Origin of the sequence: Geobacter benzoatilyticus (assembly GCF_017338855.1) — a bacterium.
Lineage (GTDB): Bacteria > Desulfobacterota > Desulfuromonadia > Geobacterales > Geobacteraceae > Geobacter > Geobacter benzoatilyticus.
Genome location: NZ_CP071382.1, coordinates 1,362,246 through 1,377,439, shown reverse-complemented (window position 1 = coordinate 1,377,439; position 15,194 = coordinate 1,362,246). Strand labels below are relative to the sequence as shown.

Here is a 15,194-nt window from a genome sequence, read left to right as displayed (position 1 = left end):
GGCATGGCGTTGCGGCCTTGCCGGGATGACCGACTCATTCTCCGAGGTACGTTTACCTTCTGCGGAACACCGCCAGACATGCCAGAAATATGCGACGCCTATGAACTTGAGCTGGAAATCCCGCCGTCATTTCCAAAATGCATACCGAGAGTGAAGGAGCTGCAGCGCAAGATTCCTCGGGATGGGAAGTTCCATGTCAATCACGACGACACGTTGTGTCTTGGCTCCCCCCTTAGTCTTCTAAAGAAGATTGCCAAAGCTCCTACGCTGTCAGGATTTGCCGGAACGTGTATTGTTCCTTTCTTATACGCCGTGTCCAACAAGCTTCAGAATGGCGGTGACTTTGCCTTCAGCGAATTGGCGCACGGGAAACAAGGAATTCTTGACGACTATATGGAGCTTCTGGGCCTAAAGAGACCAGAGGAGGTGCACAACGCTCTCGAGCTGCTCGGAATGAAACGACGGCTTGCTAATAAACAGGCTTGCCTGTGCAAGTGCGGGAAACGTCTGGGTTCTTGTTCCGTTCACAGGAAACTGAACGAGTTTCGAAGACTCGCCCCGAGATCCTGGTTCAAAATGCACCATAGAGACTTAGGTGCCGGGATGTAGGGCGCCATAACAAAGGTAATAAAATGACCAGCTTCCGCTTCGACGAAAAGTTCCTCTCCCAGATCCCCGCCCTGCAGCTCCTCATCAACCTGGGGTTCGAGTACCTCCCTGCCGAGGAAGTCCATAAACAGCGGCAGGGGAAGAGTGGCAACGTGCTGCTGGAAGAGATTCTGCGGGAGCAACTGAAGCGCTTCAATCGGATTGCGTATAAGGGGCGCGAGTTCCTCTTCAGCGAGGAGAATATCCAGACCGCTATTCAGAAGCTGAAGAACGTAAAGTACGATGGCCTGCTGAAGACCAACGAGGCGGTCTACGATCTGATTACCCTGGGAACCGCTCTGGAGCAGTCCATCGAAGGGGACTCCAAGAGCTTCACCCTGAACTACATCAACTGGCGCGACTGGGAACGGAACGTCTTCCACGTCACCGCCGAGTTCAGCGTGGACCGCTCCCGCAGTACGGAGTCGGCCCGGCCCGACATCGTACTGTTCGTGAACGGCATTCCCCTGGCGGTCATCGAGTGCAAATCACCCATGATCGAGGTGGACCAGGCGGTCTCCCAGTCGATCCGCAACCAGAGCGACGACTTCATCCCCCGGCTGTTCATCTACAGCCAGCTCCTCATGGGGGTGAACAAGAATAGCGCCCAGTACGCCACCGCCGGCACCCACGCAAAGTTCTGGGCGGTCTGGAAGGAACTCCTTGATCGTGATGACGACATAGAAGAGGCGATCAACCGACCCCTTACGCCCGACCAGCAGGACCGACTCTTCAGCGGCGATTTCAGAGTCGCACGTGACTTTTTCGAGGTCCAGGCTGCCGCAGGAAGCCGGCTGGTCACCGGACAGGACCGGGCGATCTACAGCCTCTGCCGCCCGGAGCGGCTGCTGGAGCTCGCCTACCGATTCACGGTCTTTGACGGCGGCATCAAGAAGATCGCACGCTACCAGCAGTACTTCGTCATCAAGGCGACCCTGGAGCGGATCAAGCAGCTGGACAGCGCCGGCCGCCGCCGGGGCGGGATCATCTGGCACACCCAGGGCTCGGGCAAGTCGCTCACCATGGTGATGCTGGCCCGCAACCTGGCCCTCGATCCGACGGTGCCCAATCCACGCCTCGTGCTGGTGACCGACCGCGACGACCTGGACAAGCAGCTGGGGAACACCTTTGCCGCCTGCGGCATGGCTCCGGAACGGGCCACCTCCGGAAGGAACCTGCTGGAACTGGTGGCTGAAGAGAAGGCGGCCATCGTCACCACGCTCATCCACAAGTTCGACAAGGCGCTCAATCAGCGGAAGTACCAGGACGACTCCCCCGACATCTTCATGCTCATCGACGAGAGCCATCGGACCAACTTCGGATCGTTCTCGGCCCGGATGCGGCAGATGTTCCCCAACGCCTGCTATCTCGGCTTTACCGGCACCCCCCTCCTTAAGAAGGAGAAAAACAACTTCGTCAAGTTCGGCGGCCTCATCGAGCCGCACTACTCCATCAACCAGGCGGTGGAGGACGGGGCGGTGGTGCCGCTCCTCTACGAGGGACGCCATGTGGAGATGGAGCAGAACAAGGCTGCCATCGACCTCTGGTTCGAGCGCCACACCCAGGGGCTGACGAAGGAGCAGCAGGCCGACCTGAAGCGGAAATACGCACGGGCCTCCATGCTGAACAAGGCGGACCAGGTCATCTACATGCGTGCCTTCGACATCAGCGAGCATTACCGCACAAGCGCCATCACTGCCGGCTTCAAGGCCCAGCTGGTGGCGCCGAGCAAGGCGGCGGCTCTCCGCTACCACGAGTTCCTGAACGACATCGGCCATGTCACCTCTGAGGTGGTCATTTCCTCCCCGGACACTAGGGAAGGGTACGAGGAGACCGACGACGAACCGACGGACGAGGTGGTAAAGTTCTGGCAGAAGATGATGAAGCGGTACGGCAGCGAGGAGGAATACACCAAGCAGATCATCAACCAGTTCAAGTTCGGCGCGGAACCGGAAATCCTCATTGTGGTGAGCAAACTCCTGACTGGGTTCGACGCCCCGCGCAACGCTGTCATCTATCTTTGCAAGGAGCTGAAGGAGCACACCCTGCTTCAGGCCATCGCCCGGGTGAACCGGCTCTGCGAGGCCAAGGAGTTCGGCTACGTTATCGACTACGTGGGGCTCCTGGGAGAGCTGGACAAGGCGCTTACCATGTACAGTGCCTTTGAGGGTTTCGATGAAGAGGACCTCAATGGAACCCTCATCTCCATCAACGGCGAAATCGGTAAGCTTCCCCAGCGCTATTCCGACCTCTGGGACATCTTCAAGGAGGTCAAGAACAGCTACGATGAAGAGGCCTACGAGGTTTTGCTGGCTGACAATGCCCTCAGGGAGGATTTCTACCGACGACTGGCGGAGTATAGCAAGGCGCTGGGCATCGCCCTCTCAGCCGAGTCCTTCATCATGGGGACGGAGGAAGAGAAGCTGCGGCGCTACAAGAACGACCTCAAGCGCTTCCAGAACCTAAAGGCCGCGGTGAAGCTTCGCTATGCCGAGGCTATCGACTACCGGGATTACGAGCCGAAGATCAAGAAGCTCCTCGATACCCACATCCAGGCCAATGAAGTGATCCAGCTCAACGAGCCGGTGAACATCTTCGACGAAAAGCTGTTCAATGTGGTGAAGGAAGAGCATGGCATCTACGTCGCTGGAAAGACGATGGCGGCAAAGGCGGACGCCATTGCCCACGCCACGGCGCGGGTCATCACGGAAAAGATGGATGAAGACCCGGCTTTCTATGAAAAGTTTTCCAAGCTGATTCAACAGGCCATCGAGGATTTCCGGGCAAAGCGCATTTCCGATATGGAGTACCTCAACCTGGCTGTTGAGTATCGTACCAAAGTGGTTACACGCCAGCATGATGATATCCCCTCCAGGCTCATTGGTAACGAAGAGGCCATGGCATACTTTGGCGTATTGAAGCCCTTTCTGGGCGAAGTCGGTCTTTCGCAGGAAATGCTTGAAATTATTTCCGCTGAAATCGCAACCTCGATCAAAGCCATACTCGATCATCACTGGAAGGTGCAGTTCTGGGACGATGATGATGCCAGGAAGCAGGTTATCAATGATATCGACGATTATCTGTTTGACGAAGTCAGGGGGGCAAAGGGGGTTGATCTTACCCTGGATCAAATGGATGCCTTGATCGAGAAGGTGCTACAGATAGCAAAGAGTCGGAGAAAATAGTTCATGTCGTCGTGCATGGTCACATACGGCAGGGAAAGTATCCCATTCACTGTGCTCTTTTCCGCGAGGAAAACACTGGCCATCGCTGTGCTCCCAGATAGCCGAGTGGTTGTCAAGGCGCCACTCGGAGCCGAGTTAGAAGATATCCGGCAACGGGTCGGTAAGCGTTCTCGGTGGATCCTCAGACAGCTTCAGTATTTCCAACAGTTCGATCCAAGGATGACCCAACGCAATTTTGTTGGCGGAGAAACCCACCTGTATCTTGGCAGACAATTCCGCCTGAAGTTTATCGAAGGGGAACTGGAGACGGTGAGATTGTCTGGAGGGTTCTTCTGGATTCAAATGGCTGGCTCACCCGATTCAGAAAAAGCCAAGATGCTTTTGAACAGATGGTATGCCGAAAAGGCGGACGGAATGTTTCAAGTCAGCTTCGATCGTTGTTGGCCGCGATTTGAGAAGCTTGGACTTATGAAGCCACGCATGCAGACCAGGTACTTAAAGAAGCGTTGGGGTAGTCTTTCCAGAGGGGGATTGCTGTCACTAAATGTAGATTTGATCCGGGCTCCCAGGGAGTGCATCGATTACGTTGTCACTCACGAGCTTTGCCATCTGAAGTACCATGATCACAGTTCGGAGTTTTATCGACTACTAGAACGGATGATGCCGGATTGGGAACGGCGAAAGCACAAGTTGGAGATGGCGCTTGCTTGAGCTGGCAACAGAGTCAACGTCCGACCATGACGTCACCATTTCCGTTTAAGTGTCACAAACTGTCACCATTTGTCGCAAATCGTGGTTATGAGACTCAAAAACAACAGTTTGATAATTAGTTCTTATCAAGCGGAGGGTTGCCTCAACCTCCTTGTAGCCTCATGGTTTCACACCACTTGCTTGCTTAGATACTCCCTTAATGCATCGCGCACGATTGCAGAGAATGTGAAGGGCTCCTTGTTTCTGCGTCGCTGGCGGGAGAGATCTTCAACGGCCTCGAAAATGTCCGGCTCTACCGTTACAGACATTTTTATGAATTCGGATTTCGGAAATATTTTTTCCGATTTAATATCCAACGTCCCACCGGGCTGCTTCTTCTGCGATGGGGACGTCTTTCCCGATTCAGTTTCTGGCACTTTGGCCAGCATCTCATCTTCCATCTGCAATTCTGCAAGCGACTTACGCTTAAAAGTCATGACGACCGTCCTCCCTTCAGTTTCAGCATGCGGACAACCTCTTCGGCAAGCATTCCAATTTCCTGGTAAGCGGGCGAAGATGGGGCGAACTTGTTGATTCCGATGCCGTGCATGACGGAATCGGCGTAGGCCACCCGCAAGCAGAGTGTCGCCTCTGAAACGGGGCCGAACTTTGTCAGCACTGATCGTAGTTCCCTTCCGGCGGCGGAGTTAAGTTGGACCCGGTTGGGTACCAGAAGGAACTGCTTCGTGGCGTCCAACTCAATGGCTTCCTTGCAGACCGAGATTGCCGTCTTTGCCGCCTCGATATCCAAGGCACTGGCCCCGACCGGAACAAGCATGAGGTCGGAATAGAGTGCGGCTCGCATGGAGACCGAGGCGATTGCCGGCGGAAGATCCATGATGACCAGATCGGCCTCTACCTCCGAAAGCTCACTCTTGAGATTCTTGCCTTCTCCGTCTTGGGCAACCGGGAAGACATGGACCCCAGCTTTACCGTTTCCTTTGGTGATCCAGACCGTGGCACTCTGCTGGGGGTCGGCATCGGCCACGGCAACTTTCAGGTCGGGGAAGGTTTCCTTGATCTGCGTCGCCAGGTGGACCGAGATGGTTGTCTTGCCGACGCCGCCTTTCTGCTGCAATAACGAGACGATCTTTGCCATGATAATATTTCCGAAAAAATAAATGTGAAATAAGATTTATTTATCGGAACGGAGAGCAAAAGGCAAGGACTATGTGGTGGGAAGAATCTCGGGGGAACGCTCACGGCCTTCGGCCGCCTGCAGGATGCGACTGACCGACTTGGCTGTCCACATGCAACCACGAGCCGTGAGAATGCGACGGCTGTTGAGGGCTTGGGCTGTCCCATTCAGACTGTGCCCGGCATCCAGCAGCTCTCGGATCGTCGGGTAGACGTTTGCAGCGTACTCCCTGGCTCGAGCCCGACGCTCTTCGAGTCCCTGAAGCTGGATTTCCTCGGTAAGAATCGCTCCGCGGTGGCCACCGAGTCTTACCCCTTTCGTCTTGGCGGCGGCCAGGGCCTCCCGGGTTCGCCGGCTGATCATCTCCCGCTCGTGCTCGGCGATTGCAGCCAGGATGTGGATGGTCAGCTTGTTGGCGTAGGGATTGTCGCAGGCGATGAAATCGATCCCCGCGTCCATGAGGTTGGCAATGAAGGCCAGATTTCTGGAGAGTCGGTCCAGCTTCGCGATGATCAGCGTCGCCCGGGACATCTTGCAGCGATTGATGGCCTTCTGTAGCGCCGGCCGGTCGTTCTTTTTACCGCTCTCGACCTCGACATATTCTTCCAGAAGCTCTCCGCCGTGGGCACCCAAGTAGCTCCCGATCGCCTGGCGCTGGGCGCTGATCCCGTGCCCCTGCTCACCCTGTTTGTCGGTCGAGACCCTGAGATACGCAATGTAATGTTTCATTCGGACCACCTTGTCGTTTTAGTCAACGCTCGTTGACTGATGTGACACAGAATTCACTGCACCATACCAAAGGGGGGGCGCTTACGTCTGCTTCCCCAGGAGGTGGCATAACGCTGCCAGGTGTGTGCGGTATCGGCGGCGCCTTTCATCGATCTCCCGCAGATAGCCAGCGTAGACCCGGATGAAGATGATAATTGCCGGAACGATGAAGCAGAACACCATCCGAAACGTCGCTGGGAAGCGACCCAAAAAAATGGCAACAAGATAAAGCGGCAAGGCGGCAACTCCCAGTCCGATTATGACGATATACCACCAATGGTAGAAGCTGTACTTCCGTTCAACCCGCCGCTCGATCTCGCTGGCGGCTAGGGATAGCTCGCCCAGGTTCAGTAATCCCATAGCCAGCCGCTGCAGCGTTCTACGCTCCGCATAGGCTATCCCATGCACTTGTGCCTCTTCCAAAAAGGTGAGCACCTGGGAGTGCGCTCGTTTGCCCACGTTATCACCATGTCTCGGTGACGGTTCAGGCATTCTGAAGTCTCATTTTGACGCGGATTCAATCACCCGCTTCAATCTCTTGCGCCTCTCGGCCAGAATGGCGAGCACCACGAAGCTACTCACTGTTAACAAAAACCACATGCCGAACAAAAAAGCATCGAATCCGGCAAGTTTCTTGGTGTGCATGTAATCGGAGATCAGAACGCCAACAATCACCAGAGCAACAGCTTCTATGAACACAACAATCATGGTGGAGCGGTTGAGTCTCTTCAACCTCCGCTGCAATTCATCTGGGCTTGGAGGCTCTTTCGAGGTCGTCTCTGCCGTCTTCCGTGACTCCATGAACACCTCTGCCAGTAGCTTTGCCTGCTCGGGATCAAAGGCGGATTCGAGGCGGTGCTTGAGATCTTCGTAATTGCGGGTGTTGGACATGGGACTCCCCCCTACGTGGTCATTGTTATCCGTCATAAGATAAACCATCAGAACGCCAAACCGATTCCTCCACTGACTCCACGGAGCGTATGATAACCGGCGGTGAGCAGAACCGCGTGCCAGTTATCGTAGGGAATCCGGTACTGAATACCGGCGCCACCTTCGACGGTGAGGACATAGCGTTTCTTCTCAACGTTGAAGAGAGTCCCAGCCGGCCAGGCAAAGAGCCGCTGTGCCTCGGTCACCACCATGACCTTCCGTTCTTCCTGCCAGTAGACCCCACCTTCTGCGTAACCGGTCAAGTTCCGAGTAAAGTCGTAAAATCCCATCATATCGAATCCGAAAGCCGGATCAATTTTCTTCTTGCCCACGGGCTTTGCGGCAACACCCAGATCCGCCAGGGTGAATGGGTAGGCGTCATTGACCACTTTGCCCTCATAGTCGAAGTCTCCCCCATAACCGAACTTCATGCCAATGGGGCCCAACCGCGTACCGAGCGCGACAGAGTAGTTTCCCTGCAGCGTCGCTCCTCCCTCCACCCACAGAGCCTTCTTGAGCGTGTTATCCTCACCGGCGGCGGGGATAGCACTGAGCAGAACCATTACCAGGATAATGCAGGACATCATGCGATACATGATCAATTCCTCCTTGTCATGTTATTACGAAGCGATGCCGGGCAGGCCCCATCCCTACTTCGCCTCGGCGGCCTTCAACTGGCCCGTCCGTCTGAGGGCTTCGATTACCTGTACCCCCTCATCCTTGCTGGGAAGCACCTTTTCGCATTCCGCATAGGTCATCGGGTGAAACCCCTCAAACTTTCTGCCGCTCCTCAGATCCGCTGCACAACCGGCCAACACGACCAACATCAGACTCAACAGGACCTTATTACGCATTATTCCCTCCCCAAAAGATGATTGACCGGCAACCCGAAATAAATCTTAAACATTGTCTATCGGCCAATACTTAACATTTAATGTCGATTATACATCATATGATGCGAATTTTTAAAAAAAAGTTAGCATTAAATATTGTGTTGACCGTTTTGTCATTTGAGTAGGGTAGGCCCAGAGAGGATCACCTATGAAGACAACCAAGGAATTGCTGGGAGCGAGGATCAAGGAACTGCGGAAAGCACGGAAGCTTTCCCAGGAAGAGCTAGCCGAGCTCATTGGGGTGGAGCCGCAGCACATGAGCCGACTCGAGGTGGGGAAGAGTTACCCCTCCCTCGACCGGCTCGAAAAGATCGCCACGGTTCTTGAGGTGCCGCTGAAGGACTTCTTCGATTTTTCACATCTGGATGACGCCGGTGAGCGACGGGCGGGGATCGACCAATTAGTGAAGGATCTGAGCGAGGACCAGCAAAGATTCGTTTATCGGATGCTGAAGATGCTTAAGGAAACCACGAGGGGAGAGTAAATTTCCGTCGGATTCATCTGATGCCTGATATGGGGAAAAACTCCAAAGCCAACTATATCCGAAAAGCCACACGACAATTCCGACGGCTTGAGACAATTGTAGGCAATGATTCTCGGGAGGAAACGATTGACTTCATCCTCTACGCTTCAGATGAAGCAGGCCGATCCTGCACGTCGCTGAATTCGTCCTCACTGCATCAGGTCACCTGTTGCGGACGATATCGGTCATTGTCAGCACTATGGTAGATCAGTTCTGACATTCGGTTTTTTCCCATTCCCTCAAAGCAAAATGCTTCTGTCAATCATACCTCCGGGCAGCCGCCTCGAATTCCTGCTTTACCTCAGCCCTCAACTCCGCCGGCTCCAGCACCTCCGCTGCGGAGCCGAAGGAAAGCACCCACCGCTTGACCTCGTCACGGCCTGAAGTTCTCATCACCAGAACCACCGAGCCGTCGACTTCATCGATAAACTCCTGATCCTTCGCCCAGCGCCGCTCCTTTATGTACCGGGCCTGCCCGGGGGAAAAGCGAATCCTTGCATCAAAGGGCTCGTCGAAGATGATGTTGAAGGCGGAGTCGAGCAGTTCGTGGGGATCGAATCCCTCCGGATAGTCAAACTCCTGCTCGGCAATGTCCAGAGAGCGGATCCGCTCGACGGCCAGGGTTCTGATGCTGGAAAAGCGGGCGACAATGCACAGCAGGTATAGCCCGCCATCCCGTTCAAAGAAGTGAAGCGGGTGGATAGTGAAGGTCTTGTCCCGGTCGTCGTAGAAGGAGTGATAGGTGACGGTGCAGACCTTGCCGTTGAGCATTGCAAAGCTGAGGTCGTCAATGGTTTCCTGCACCCCGCTGTAGTCCTTGGCCGCCTTGGCGGTGGGAATGAAGAGCGTTGCATAGCGCTCCATCATCCGGCGAAACCCCGGCGGGAGGATCAGCCCCAGCTTTCTGAAGGCGGCATCCACCGACTCTTCGATCATGGTGCCCTGGTAGACCCCCAGGTTCCCCCTGAGGGCATAGAGGGAAAGGGCCTCGTCAAAGGTGAGGGTTGCAAGGTTGGGGGTCTTGAGGACCGATCCCTCGTCGAGCTGGTAGCGCTTCTGCCGCTCCATGAACCCGGCGGCGGTTTCGTGGACCGGAAGCCCTATCCGCTCCAGCGCCTTGAAGATCCGGTAGACCGTCCGGCGCTCCACGGAGGTGTTCGCCACGATCTCGGCTATCGTTGCCCCCTGGGGACGGCTCAGAAGCTTCACCGTCTCCACCATATCCACCAGCTGTCCCGCCCAGCAGTCCTTTTCCCGCTTCGGCACGTCACCCTCCCCCGACCGGTAATCGGCACAATCGCCCTGTGCCCGAAAATGTCACGCATGCATTGTATCGGTATTTATAACGAATGCTTGAGGAGGCACTCCATGGCGAAAGACGGCAACAAGCAGCAAAAAGAGAACGGGCTCAGCGATTACGGCATCATCTACCTCTCCGGCGCCATTGATTCCGGCACCGCCGAGGGGGTCTGCAAGGAAATCATCGAATACAACATCAGGGGGGAAGTGAACCAGATCCAGATGATCATCAATTCCCCCGGCGGATCGTGTCCGGCAGGCTTCTCGATCATCGACATCATGGAGTGGTCGCGGATTCCCATCTATACCACCGGCATCGGCATGATCGCTTCCATGGGGCTCCTGGTCTTCATGACCGGAGAAAGGGGGCGCAGGGTCATCACCCCGCGGACCTCGATCCTTTCCCACCGGTTCTCGGCCTTCAATTTCGGCAACCACAGCCAGCTCATCGCCAGCCGCAAGGAGGAAGACCTGGAGCACGAGCGGATTCTCCAGCACTACCTCTCCTACTCGAACATCTCTTCCCGGGAGGAGCTGGAGAACTACCTCCTGCGGGACGTGGATACCTGGCTCGCCCCGGATGAAGCCATCCAGTACGGGCTGGCCGATGTCATCGAGCCGCTCAGAACCCGCAGTTACTGAAAACGAGACCCACCATGACCACGACCATGAACGCACAAACGACCTTCACCCCTGCGGACCAGGGCGCTCAGGTTCTCCATCTGTCGGCGCGGGATTCCGCGCCGGCGGTCGCTCCCTTTGCCGACAACCTCGACCATCTCCAGGCCATGGAACAGGAAGCACGCCTGATCCTGGCCCGGGCGGTACTGCGCTGCAACGGCTGCGAGGCGACCCAGGAGAGCGATGTTGCGCGCGTACTGTCCCTGGCCGGGCTGTCAACGGAAAACGCCACCCTGGACCATGTGGAGCTGCTCCTGTCGGGACACGTGCAGAAGACCCGCTTGCGGGAAGAGGCGTCGGCCCGCGCCGGCATTGCCCTCACCCTGCCCCGGTTCTGCGAAAACTACGGCCTCGAGGGCTTCGAGCGCAGCGTGGTGCTCCTTCTCTTCATGCTCACCACCAGTCGCGGTTTCTGCGAAATGTTCTATCTCTGCGGCTTCGAAAAGGAGCGAAAGTGGACAGAGGGAATGAAGATCGGTTCGCTCCTCGCCATCATCTGCAGGGATTACCGGGAGCAGATCGACCGCCGCTCCGGCTTCAGCGTCGACGCTTCGCTTATCCGCCAGGAGATCATCCTCTTCCGGAATACGCTGGACGAGACATCCAACATCCTGGACGAGATCGTCTGCCTCCACGAGCGGTTCGTCCGCTTTATCCTGGATGACAACAACCTTTATAGCACCATGTTCAGGTTCGTCGGCAGGGAGCGGAGCTGTGTCAGCCTTGATCAGGTCGTCATGGACGAAGCGGCGAAGCATGAGGTGGTCACCCACGTGGGAAACTACCTGAAACGGCGGGAGCTGGGGCAGCGGAGCATCCTCGACGAGTTCTACGGCTACGGCACCAGCCTTACGCTCCTCTTCCACGGCCCCCCCGGTACCGGCAAGACCATGCTGGCCAAGGCCCTGGCGTGTCACTTCGATCGACAGCTCTTCACCCTCCGGCTCGAGGATCTGAACGATACACCCGGCAGCTACGAGGAAAACTTCGGCTCCCTGTTCCGCGAGGCATCACTCCACGGGGGGATCGTCTTCTTCGACGAATCCGACGACATCTTCCGGGATGATTCCCGGGCAAGTCGGGCGCTCCTCATCGAAATCGAAAAGGCCCGCTGCGTGGTGATCCTCGCCACCAACAAGCCCGTGGAGCTTGACCCGGCCATGGAACGGCGCATCAGTATGAAGGTTTCCTTCGCCATCCCTGATCCCGACCTGCGCCTTTGCATGTGGCAGTCGCTCATTCCTCCCGGTGTCCGACTGGCCGACGACCTCGACCTTCGGATGCTCTCCGAGCGGTACGAGTTCACCGGCGGGCTCATCAAGAACACCATCTTCCTGGCCATCAACAAGGCCATGTCCGACGATGGGATCGAGAACACCGTCATCACGCGGGAGCTCCTCAACCACGCGGCGTCATTGCAGATTTCCCCGCTAGCCGAGATGTCCCGCCTCTGCCGAACATACCCTCCGGCGATGACCTTGGAGGATATCCCTCTCCGGGAATACCAGAAAGAGCAGATCCGCCACCTTGCCACGGCGTATCGGCGTCTGAAGGAAGGGGGACTCGGCCTTTCGGTCCTCCTCGGTTCCGGCGACATCCAGACCGGAATTAACGCCGTCCGGGCGCTTGCCAACGAATGCGGCCTCATGGTCAGGGAATTCGATTTCGACAAGACCCTCTCCATGGCCGACGAAAACAGGGTCATCGATCCGGTCAGCCAGAAAAAAGTCAGTCCGATGCGCTATGCCTTCTCGCCCGGAACCGGCAGCGCGGCCGTCATCCTCTTCGTTGACCACAACCGCGAAGTGGAGCGGCTGCTGGCGGACACGCCGGACACCGCCCGCAACATGATGCTGGCTGAGCTGACCTCGCACCTCCGGACCCATCCGGGTCTCTTCTGCCTGGTCACCAGGTCGCCCGGCAAGGCGAGACTCCCGGCTGAGTTCAGTCTACGGTTCGACCTGGAGTATCCGCCCGAGGAGGAGCAGATACGGCGCTGGGAAGAACATATCGGGTGGAGTTCTGTCGATGACGATCTGGTCACTCTGGTCGAACACCATCCGATGCACATCACCGAGATCGACTTCCTGGCCCGTCAAACAATGATCCACGCCATTATTCACGGTGGGAGCGGCAAGCCGACAGTCGCCGACATTTACGAAACCATCGAGAGACATCAGGGGAAGAAGCATCAGCCGGTGCTGTTCGGGGAGAATAAAAGCAAGGGGGAACTGGCGAGGCAACCGCTAGGAAAATCCAAAGATCAGGGCAATGAGTGAATAGCTCCTAAAGAATTTTCAACGCATGCCGAACAGCTATTATAGATGCATATTAATGCACTCATCCAGCCATCAGGCAAATCCATGATCAGGAGGACAGAAGCATGGGATTTATCGACTCCCTCAAAAGCGTGGCAAAAACGGTATGGGAAGGTGACCCTAATGCTGGCTACGAGGCAGGCATGAGGTACGTCAATGAGAATGATTTCAATCTGGCATCACACTTCTTGGAAGATGCAGCCAAACGCGGCCACGTCGATGCGCAGTACTCTCTTGGCTACTTATACTGGGATGGTAAGCTGACATCGCGGGATATGGCCAAGGCACAGCACTGGCTCAGCGCAGCGGCTCAAAATGGCCATATTGATGCCCAATATTTACTCGGTTACATTTTTCATGAAGGCCAAGTGGTTCCTCGAGATATGGCCAAGGCACAGTACTGGCTGACCATGGCGGCACAACAGGGTCATCAGGATGCACTGGCATTTATCAGAGAACAAGAAGCCGCTAACGCTCCTGCACCGGTAACACCAGGCATTTCATGCACTGGTTGTGGCGCTGCTATGGTGGAAGGGGCCAGATTCTGCCCGGAATGCGGTGAAAAAGCGCCACTGCCTAAGTGCTGCCCCTCCTGCGGCGCACCACAGACAGGCCCGGCCAAGTTCTGCCCGGAATGCGGCGCCAACCTGAATGCTCCTCCGAAATGCAGCGGATGCGGCGCCGAGATGGCCCCAGAAGCGAAGTTCTGCGGAGATTGCGGGACGAAAGCAGGTGCTACGGCGCCCAATCCGACCGCCACCGCCCCCCAGCGGAACGATGCACCGGAAAGCATCACCCTCGAGATTGCAGGACCTGGCATGGAAGTTTCGTGCGGGCGGCTGTCCGATGAGCAGTACGAAGAAATCCTCCAACTCCAAAAGGATGGGGAATTCGAGAATAGCGACTACTGCGAATGCACGCACAACTACAATGACGTTTTCCATCTCTACGGCGTCCTGTCGTCACAAGATGGCGATGAGATCAGGTCTCCAAAGCTGGCGCCCAATTATGAGGAAGTCGATACTTATAGCGAATTTGAAGACGGTATTTACATCATCTATGCGGCGCCGTCGCGAAAAACATACGGCAGCTTCACCATCAATTGTCCGGGCGGATTTGTCCCGGAGAAACTCAGCATACAGCTGTCAACGTTCGATATCAGCATGCTAGAGCTTGATGATGAAGGAACAGAGCTGATGGGCTCAATAATCTCCGGCATCTCCTATGACGACGAGCCCATTGATCTTGAGTTTGAAGATAATGGCGGAGATTGTTGCCGGTTCATTGTTCGGATCGATGACGGGTGCTGGGACATAATTTACTCTCAGCGGGGAGAAGAGTCGGAGTGGAATAGCTAAGCATCTCAAAATCAGCAGTTCACACATCTAAACATATGGAGGCCTTTAAAATGAGTTTTGATCTCAAAACAATCGGTGAAGAATTAGACATTGTCAATCATGAAATATATTTCGGAGTCACCAGCAGTGATGATAATGCGGATACTGAAGATGGTTTCAGTATTGACAATTGGAAATTGGATTATCTTCATTTCTCAATAGTGCAGAGAGAGGATGAAGATATTTTTCATGTAATAGACTGGTTTGAAAAGAAAATAAGCCCAAATATAGATGAGTTTGAAAAATGTGACGACTACATAGCCAAAATAGCCAGTACCAGATTCAAAAGTATGAATGAAGTCAATCTGCAAAAGAAATATTTCTCCGGCATGCTGAGATGCGCCTTGGATGAAGATGAAGATGGAATGTCGAGCATAACGGATAAAAAAGGGGGAGAAATTCTTTTTTATGATTATAGCGACGAGGAACCTGTCATAGATATCGGCTATCAGAATTGCATTTTTTGCATAACATCATCAAGGCCATCAAAGATCAGCAATGGAGCAATTATAGAGGATGATGCCTCTGTGTTTGAACCAGGTTCGACACCAATGGACAAATTCAAATCCGCGCTATATACCGAGGAGCTAAGTCTGTTCGGCAATTAGAATAAGCCTTTCAGAAGCCGTTATCGCACTTAACCAACAAGCTACGGGTTTGGTCT

15 protein-coding genes are annotated in these 15,194 nt (G+C 55.3%); 7 read left to right on the top strand and 8 right to left on the bottom strand.

What is annotated here, in order from left to right; translation table 11 throughout:
• The first annotated feature begins 632 nt into the window (after positions 1-632).
• Both JZM60_RS06485 and JZM60_RS06480 read left to right on the top strand, forming a co-directional pair.
• Positions 633-3,833, top strand: a complete 3,201-nt coding sequence (locus tag JZM60_RS06485; protein WP_207164686.1) for a type I restriction endonuclease subunit R — start codon at positions 633-635, stop codon at positions 3,831-3,833.
• A 3-nt stretch (positions 3,834-3,836) separates the two neighbouring features.
• Positions 3,837-4,544: a YgjP-like metallopeptidase domain-containing protein gene (locus tag JZM60_RS06480; RefSeq protein ID WP_207164685.1), complete on the top strand. Its 708-nt coding sequence runs from the start codon at positions 3,837-3,839 to the stop codon at positions 4,542-4,544.
• A gap of 167 nt (positions 4,545-4,711) precedes the next feature.
• On the opposite strand, the gene JZM60_RS06475 is transcribed toward JZM60_RS06480, so the two are convergent.
• From JZM60_RS06475 to JZM60_RS06445, 7 genes are all read right to left on the bottom strand, one after another.
• The gene (locus JZM60_RS06475) at positions 4,712-5,020 is read right to left on the bottom strand and encodes a ribbon-helix-helix domain-containing protein (RefSeq protein WP_207164684.1); all 309 of its coding nucleotides are present in this window, start codon (positions 5,018-5,020) and stop codon (positions 4,712-4,714) included.
• Complete coding sequence (locus JZM60_RS06470; protein ID WP_207164683.1) at positions 5,017-5,682, bottom strand: ParA family protein; 666 nt, start codon at positions 5,680-5,682, stop codon at positions 5,017-5,019. The genes JZM60_RS06475 and JZM60_RS06470 overlap by 4 nt, the downstream gene beginning before the upstream one ends.
• 69 nt (positions 5,683-5,751) lie before the next feature.
• Positions 5,752-6,450 (bottom strand): recombinase family protein, encoded by a 699-nt coding sequence (locus JZM60_RS06465; RefSeq protein WP_207164682.1) that lies wholly within the window; start codon positions 6,448-6,450, stop codon positions 5,752-5,754.
• Positions 6,451-6,531: 81 nt separating this feature from the next.
• The gene (locus JZM60_RS06460) at positions 6,532-6,948 is read right to left on the bottom strand and encodes a hypothetical protein (RefSeq protein ID WP_207164681.1); all 417 of its coding nucleotides are present in this window, start codon (positions 6,946-6,948) and stop codon (positions 6,532-6,534) included.
• Between the two features lie 42 nt (positions 6,949-6,990).
• Entirely contained in the window at positions 6,991-7,380 is a 390-nt protein-coding gene (locus JZM60_RS06455) for a hypothetical protein (RefSeq protein ID WP_207164680.1), read from the bottom strand.
• A 47-nt stretch (positions 7,381-7,427) separates the two neighbouring features.
• Positions 7,428-8,015 (bottom strand): hypothetical protein, encoded by a 588-nt coding sequence (locus tag JZM60_RS06450; RefSeq protein ID WP_207164679.1) that lies wholly within the window; start codon positions 8,013-8,015, stop codon positions 7,428-7,430.
• Positions 8,016-8,069: 54 nt separating this feature from the next.
• Positions 8,070-8,273 carry a hypothetical protein gene (locus JZM60_RS06445; protein WP_207164678.1) on the bottom strand — a complete coding sequence of 68 codons (204 nt, stop codon included), beginning with the start codon at positions 8,271-8,273 and terminating at the stop codon, positions 8,070-8,072.
• Positions 8,274-8,460: 187 nt separating this feature from the next.
• On the opposite strand from JZM60_RS06445, the gene JZM60_RS06440 reads away from it, so the two are divergent.
• The gene (locus JZM60_RS06440; RefSeq protein ID WP_207164677.1) at positions 8,461-8,796 is read left to right on the top strand and encodes a helix-turn-helix domain-containing protein; all 336 of its coding nucleotides are present in this window, start codon (positions 8,461-8,463) and stop codon (positions 8,794-8,796) included.
• Between the two features lie 297 nt (positions 8,797-9,093).
• Here the strand turns inward: JZM60_RS06440 and JZM60_RS06435 are convergent, their stop codons facing one another.
• The gene (locus tag JZM60_RS06435) at positions 9,094-10,101 is read right to left on the bottom strand and encodes a helix-turn-helix transcriptional regulator (protein WP_207164676.1); all 1,008 of its coding nucleotides are present in this window, start codon (positions 10,099-10,101) and stop codon (positions 9,094-9,096) included.
• Positions 10,102-10,203: 102 nt separating this feature from the next.
• On the opposite strand from JZM60_RS06435, the gene JZM60_RS06430 reads away from it, so the two are divergent.
• From JZM60_RS06430 to JZM60_RS06415, 4 genes are all read left to right on the top strand, one after another.
• Positions 10,204-10,776: an ATP-dependent Clp protease proteolytic subunit gene (locus JZM60_RS06430; RefSeq protein ID WP_207164675.1), complete on the top strand. Its 573-nt coding sequence runs from the start codon at positions 10,204-10,206 to the stop codon at positions 10,774-10,776.
• 26 nt (positions 10,777-10,802) lie between these two features.
• Positions 10,803-13,094: an ATP-binding protein gene (locus tag JZM60_RS06425; RefSeq protein ID WP_207164674.1), complete on the top strand. Its 2,292-nt coding sequence runs from the start codon at positions 10,803-10,805 to the stop codon at positions 13,092-13,094.
• A 104-nt stretch (positions 13,095-13,198) separates the two neighbouring features.
• On the top strand, positions 13,199-14,491 hold the full coding sequence (locus JZM60_RS06420; RefSeq protein ID WP_207164673.1) for a double zinc ribbon domain-containing protein: 1,293 nt from the start codon (positions 13,199-13,201) through the stop codon (positions 14,489-14,491).
• 50 nt (positions 14,492-14,541) lie between these two features.
• Positions 14,542-15,138, top strand: a complete 597-nt coding sequence (locus JZM60_RS06415; RefSeq protein ID WP_207164672.1) for a hypothetical protein — start codon at positions 14,542-14,544, stop codon at positions 15,136-15,138.
• Positions 15,139-15,194 lie beyond the last annotated feature (56 nt).

Excerpts from the sequence above, each read along its gene's own strand:
- JZM60_RS06475 (WP_207164684.1), bottom strand. The coding sequence starts at position 5,020 with ATGACTTTTAAGCGTAAGTCGCTTGCAGAATTGCAGATGGAAGATGAG.
- JZM60_RS06430 (WP_207164675.1), top strand. The coding sequence starts at position 10,204 with ATGGCGAAAGACGGCAACAAGCAGCAAAAAGAGAACGGGCTCAGCGAT.
- JZM60_RS06425 (WP_207164674.1), top strand. The coding sequence starts at position 10,803 with ATGAACGCACAAACGACCTTCACCCCTGCGGACCAGGGCGCTCAGGTT.
- JZM60_RS06445 (WP_207164678.1), bottom strand. The coding sequence starts at position 8,273 with ATGCGTAATAAGGTCCTGTTGAGTCTGATGTTGGTCGTGTTGGCCGGT.
- JZM60_RS06480 (WP_207164685.1), top strand. The coding sequence starts at position 3,837 with ATGTCGTCGTGCATGGTCACATACGGCAGGGAAAGTATCCCATTCACT.
- JZM60_RS06440 (WP_207164677.1), top strand. The coding sequence starts at position 8,461 with ATGAAGACAACCAAGGAATTGCTGGGAGCGAGGATCAAGGAACTGCGG.
- JZM60_RS06415 (WP_207164672.1), top strand. The coding sequence starts at position 14,542 with ATGAGTTTTGATCTCAAAACAATCGGTGAAGAATTAGACATTGTCAAT.
- JZM60_RS06420 (WP_207164673.1), top strand. The coding sequence starts at position 13,199 with ATGGGATTTATCGACTCCCTCAAAAGCGTGGCAAAAACGGTATGGGAA.
- JZM60_RS06450 (WP_207164679.1), bottom strand. The coding sequence starts at position 8,015 with ATGTATCGCATGATGTCCTGCATTATCCTGGTAATGGTTCTGCTCAGT.
- JZM60_RS06485 (WP_207164686.1), top strand. The coding sequence starts at position 633 with ATGACCAGCTTCCGCTTCGACGAAAAGTTCCTCTCCCAGATCCCCGCC.
- JZM60_RS06470 (WP_207164683.1), bottom strand. The coding sequence starts at position 5,682 with ATGGCAAAGATCGTCTCGTTATTGCAGCAGAAAGGCGGCGTCGGCAAG.
- JZM60_RS06455 (WP_207164680.1), bottom strand. The coding sequence starts at position 7,380 with ATGTCCAACACCCGCAATTACGAAGATCTCAAGCACCGCCTCGAATCC.
- JZM60_RS06465 (WP_207164682.1), bottom strand. The coding sequence starts at position 6,450 with ATGAAACATTACATTGCGTATCTCAGGGTCTCGACCGACAAACAGGGT.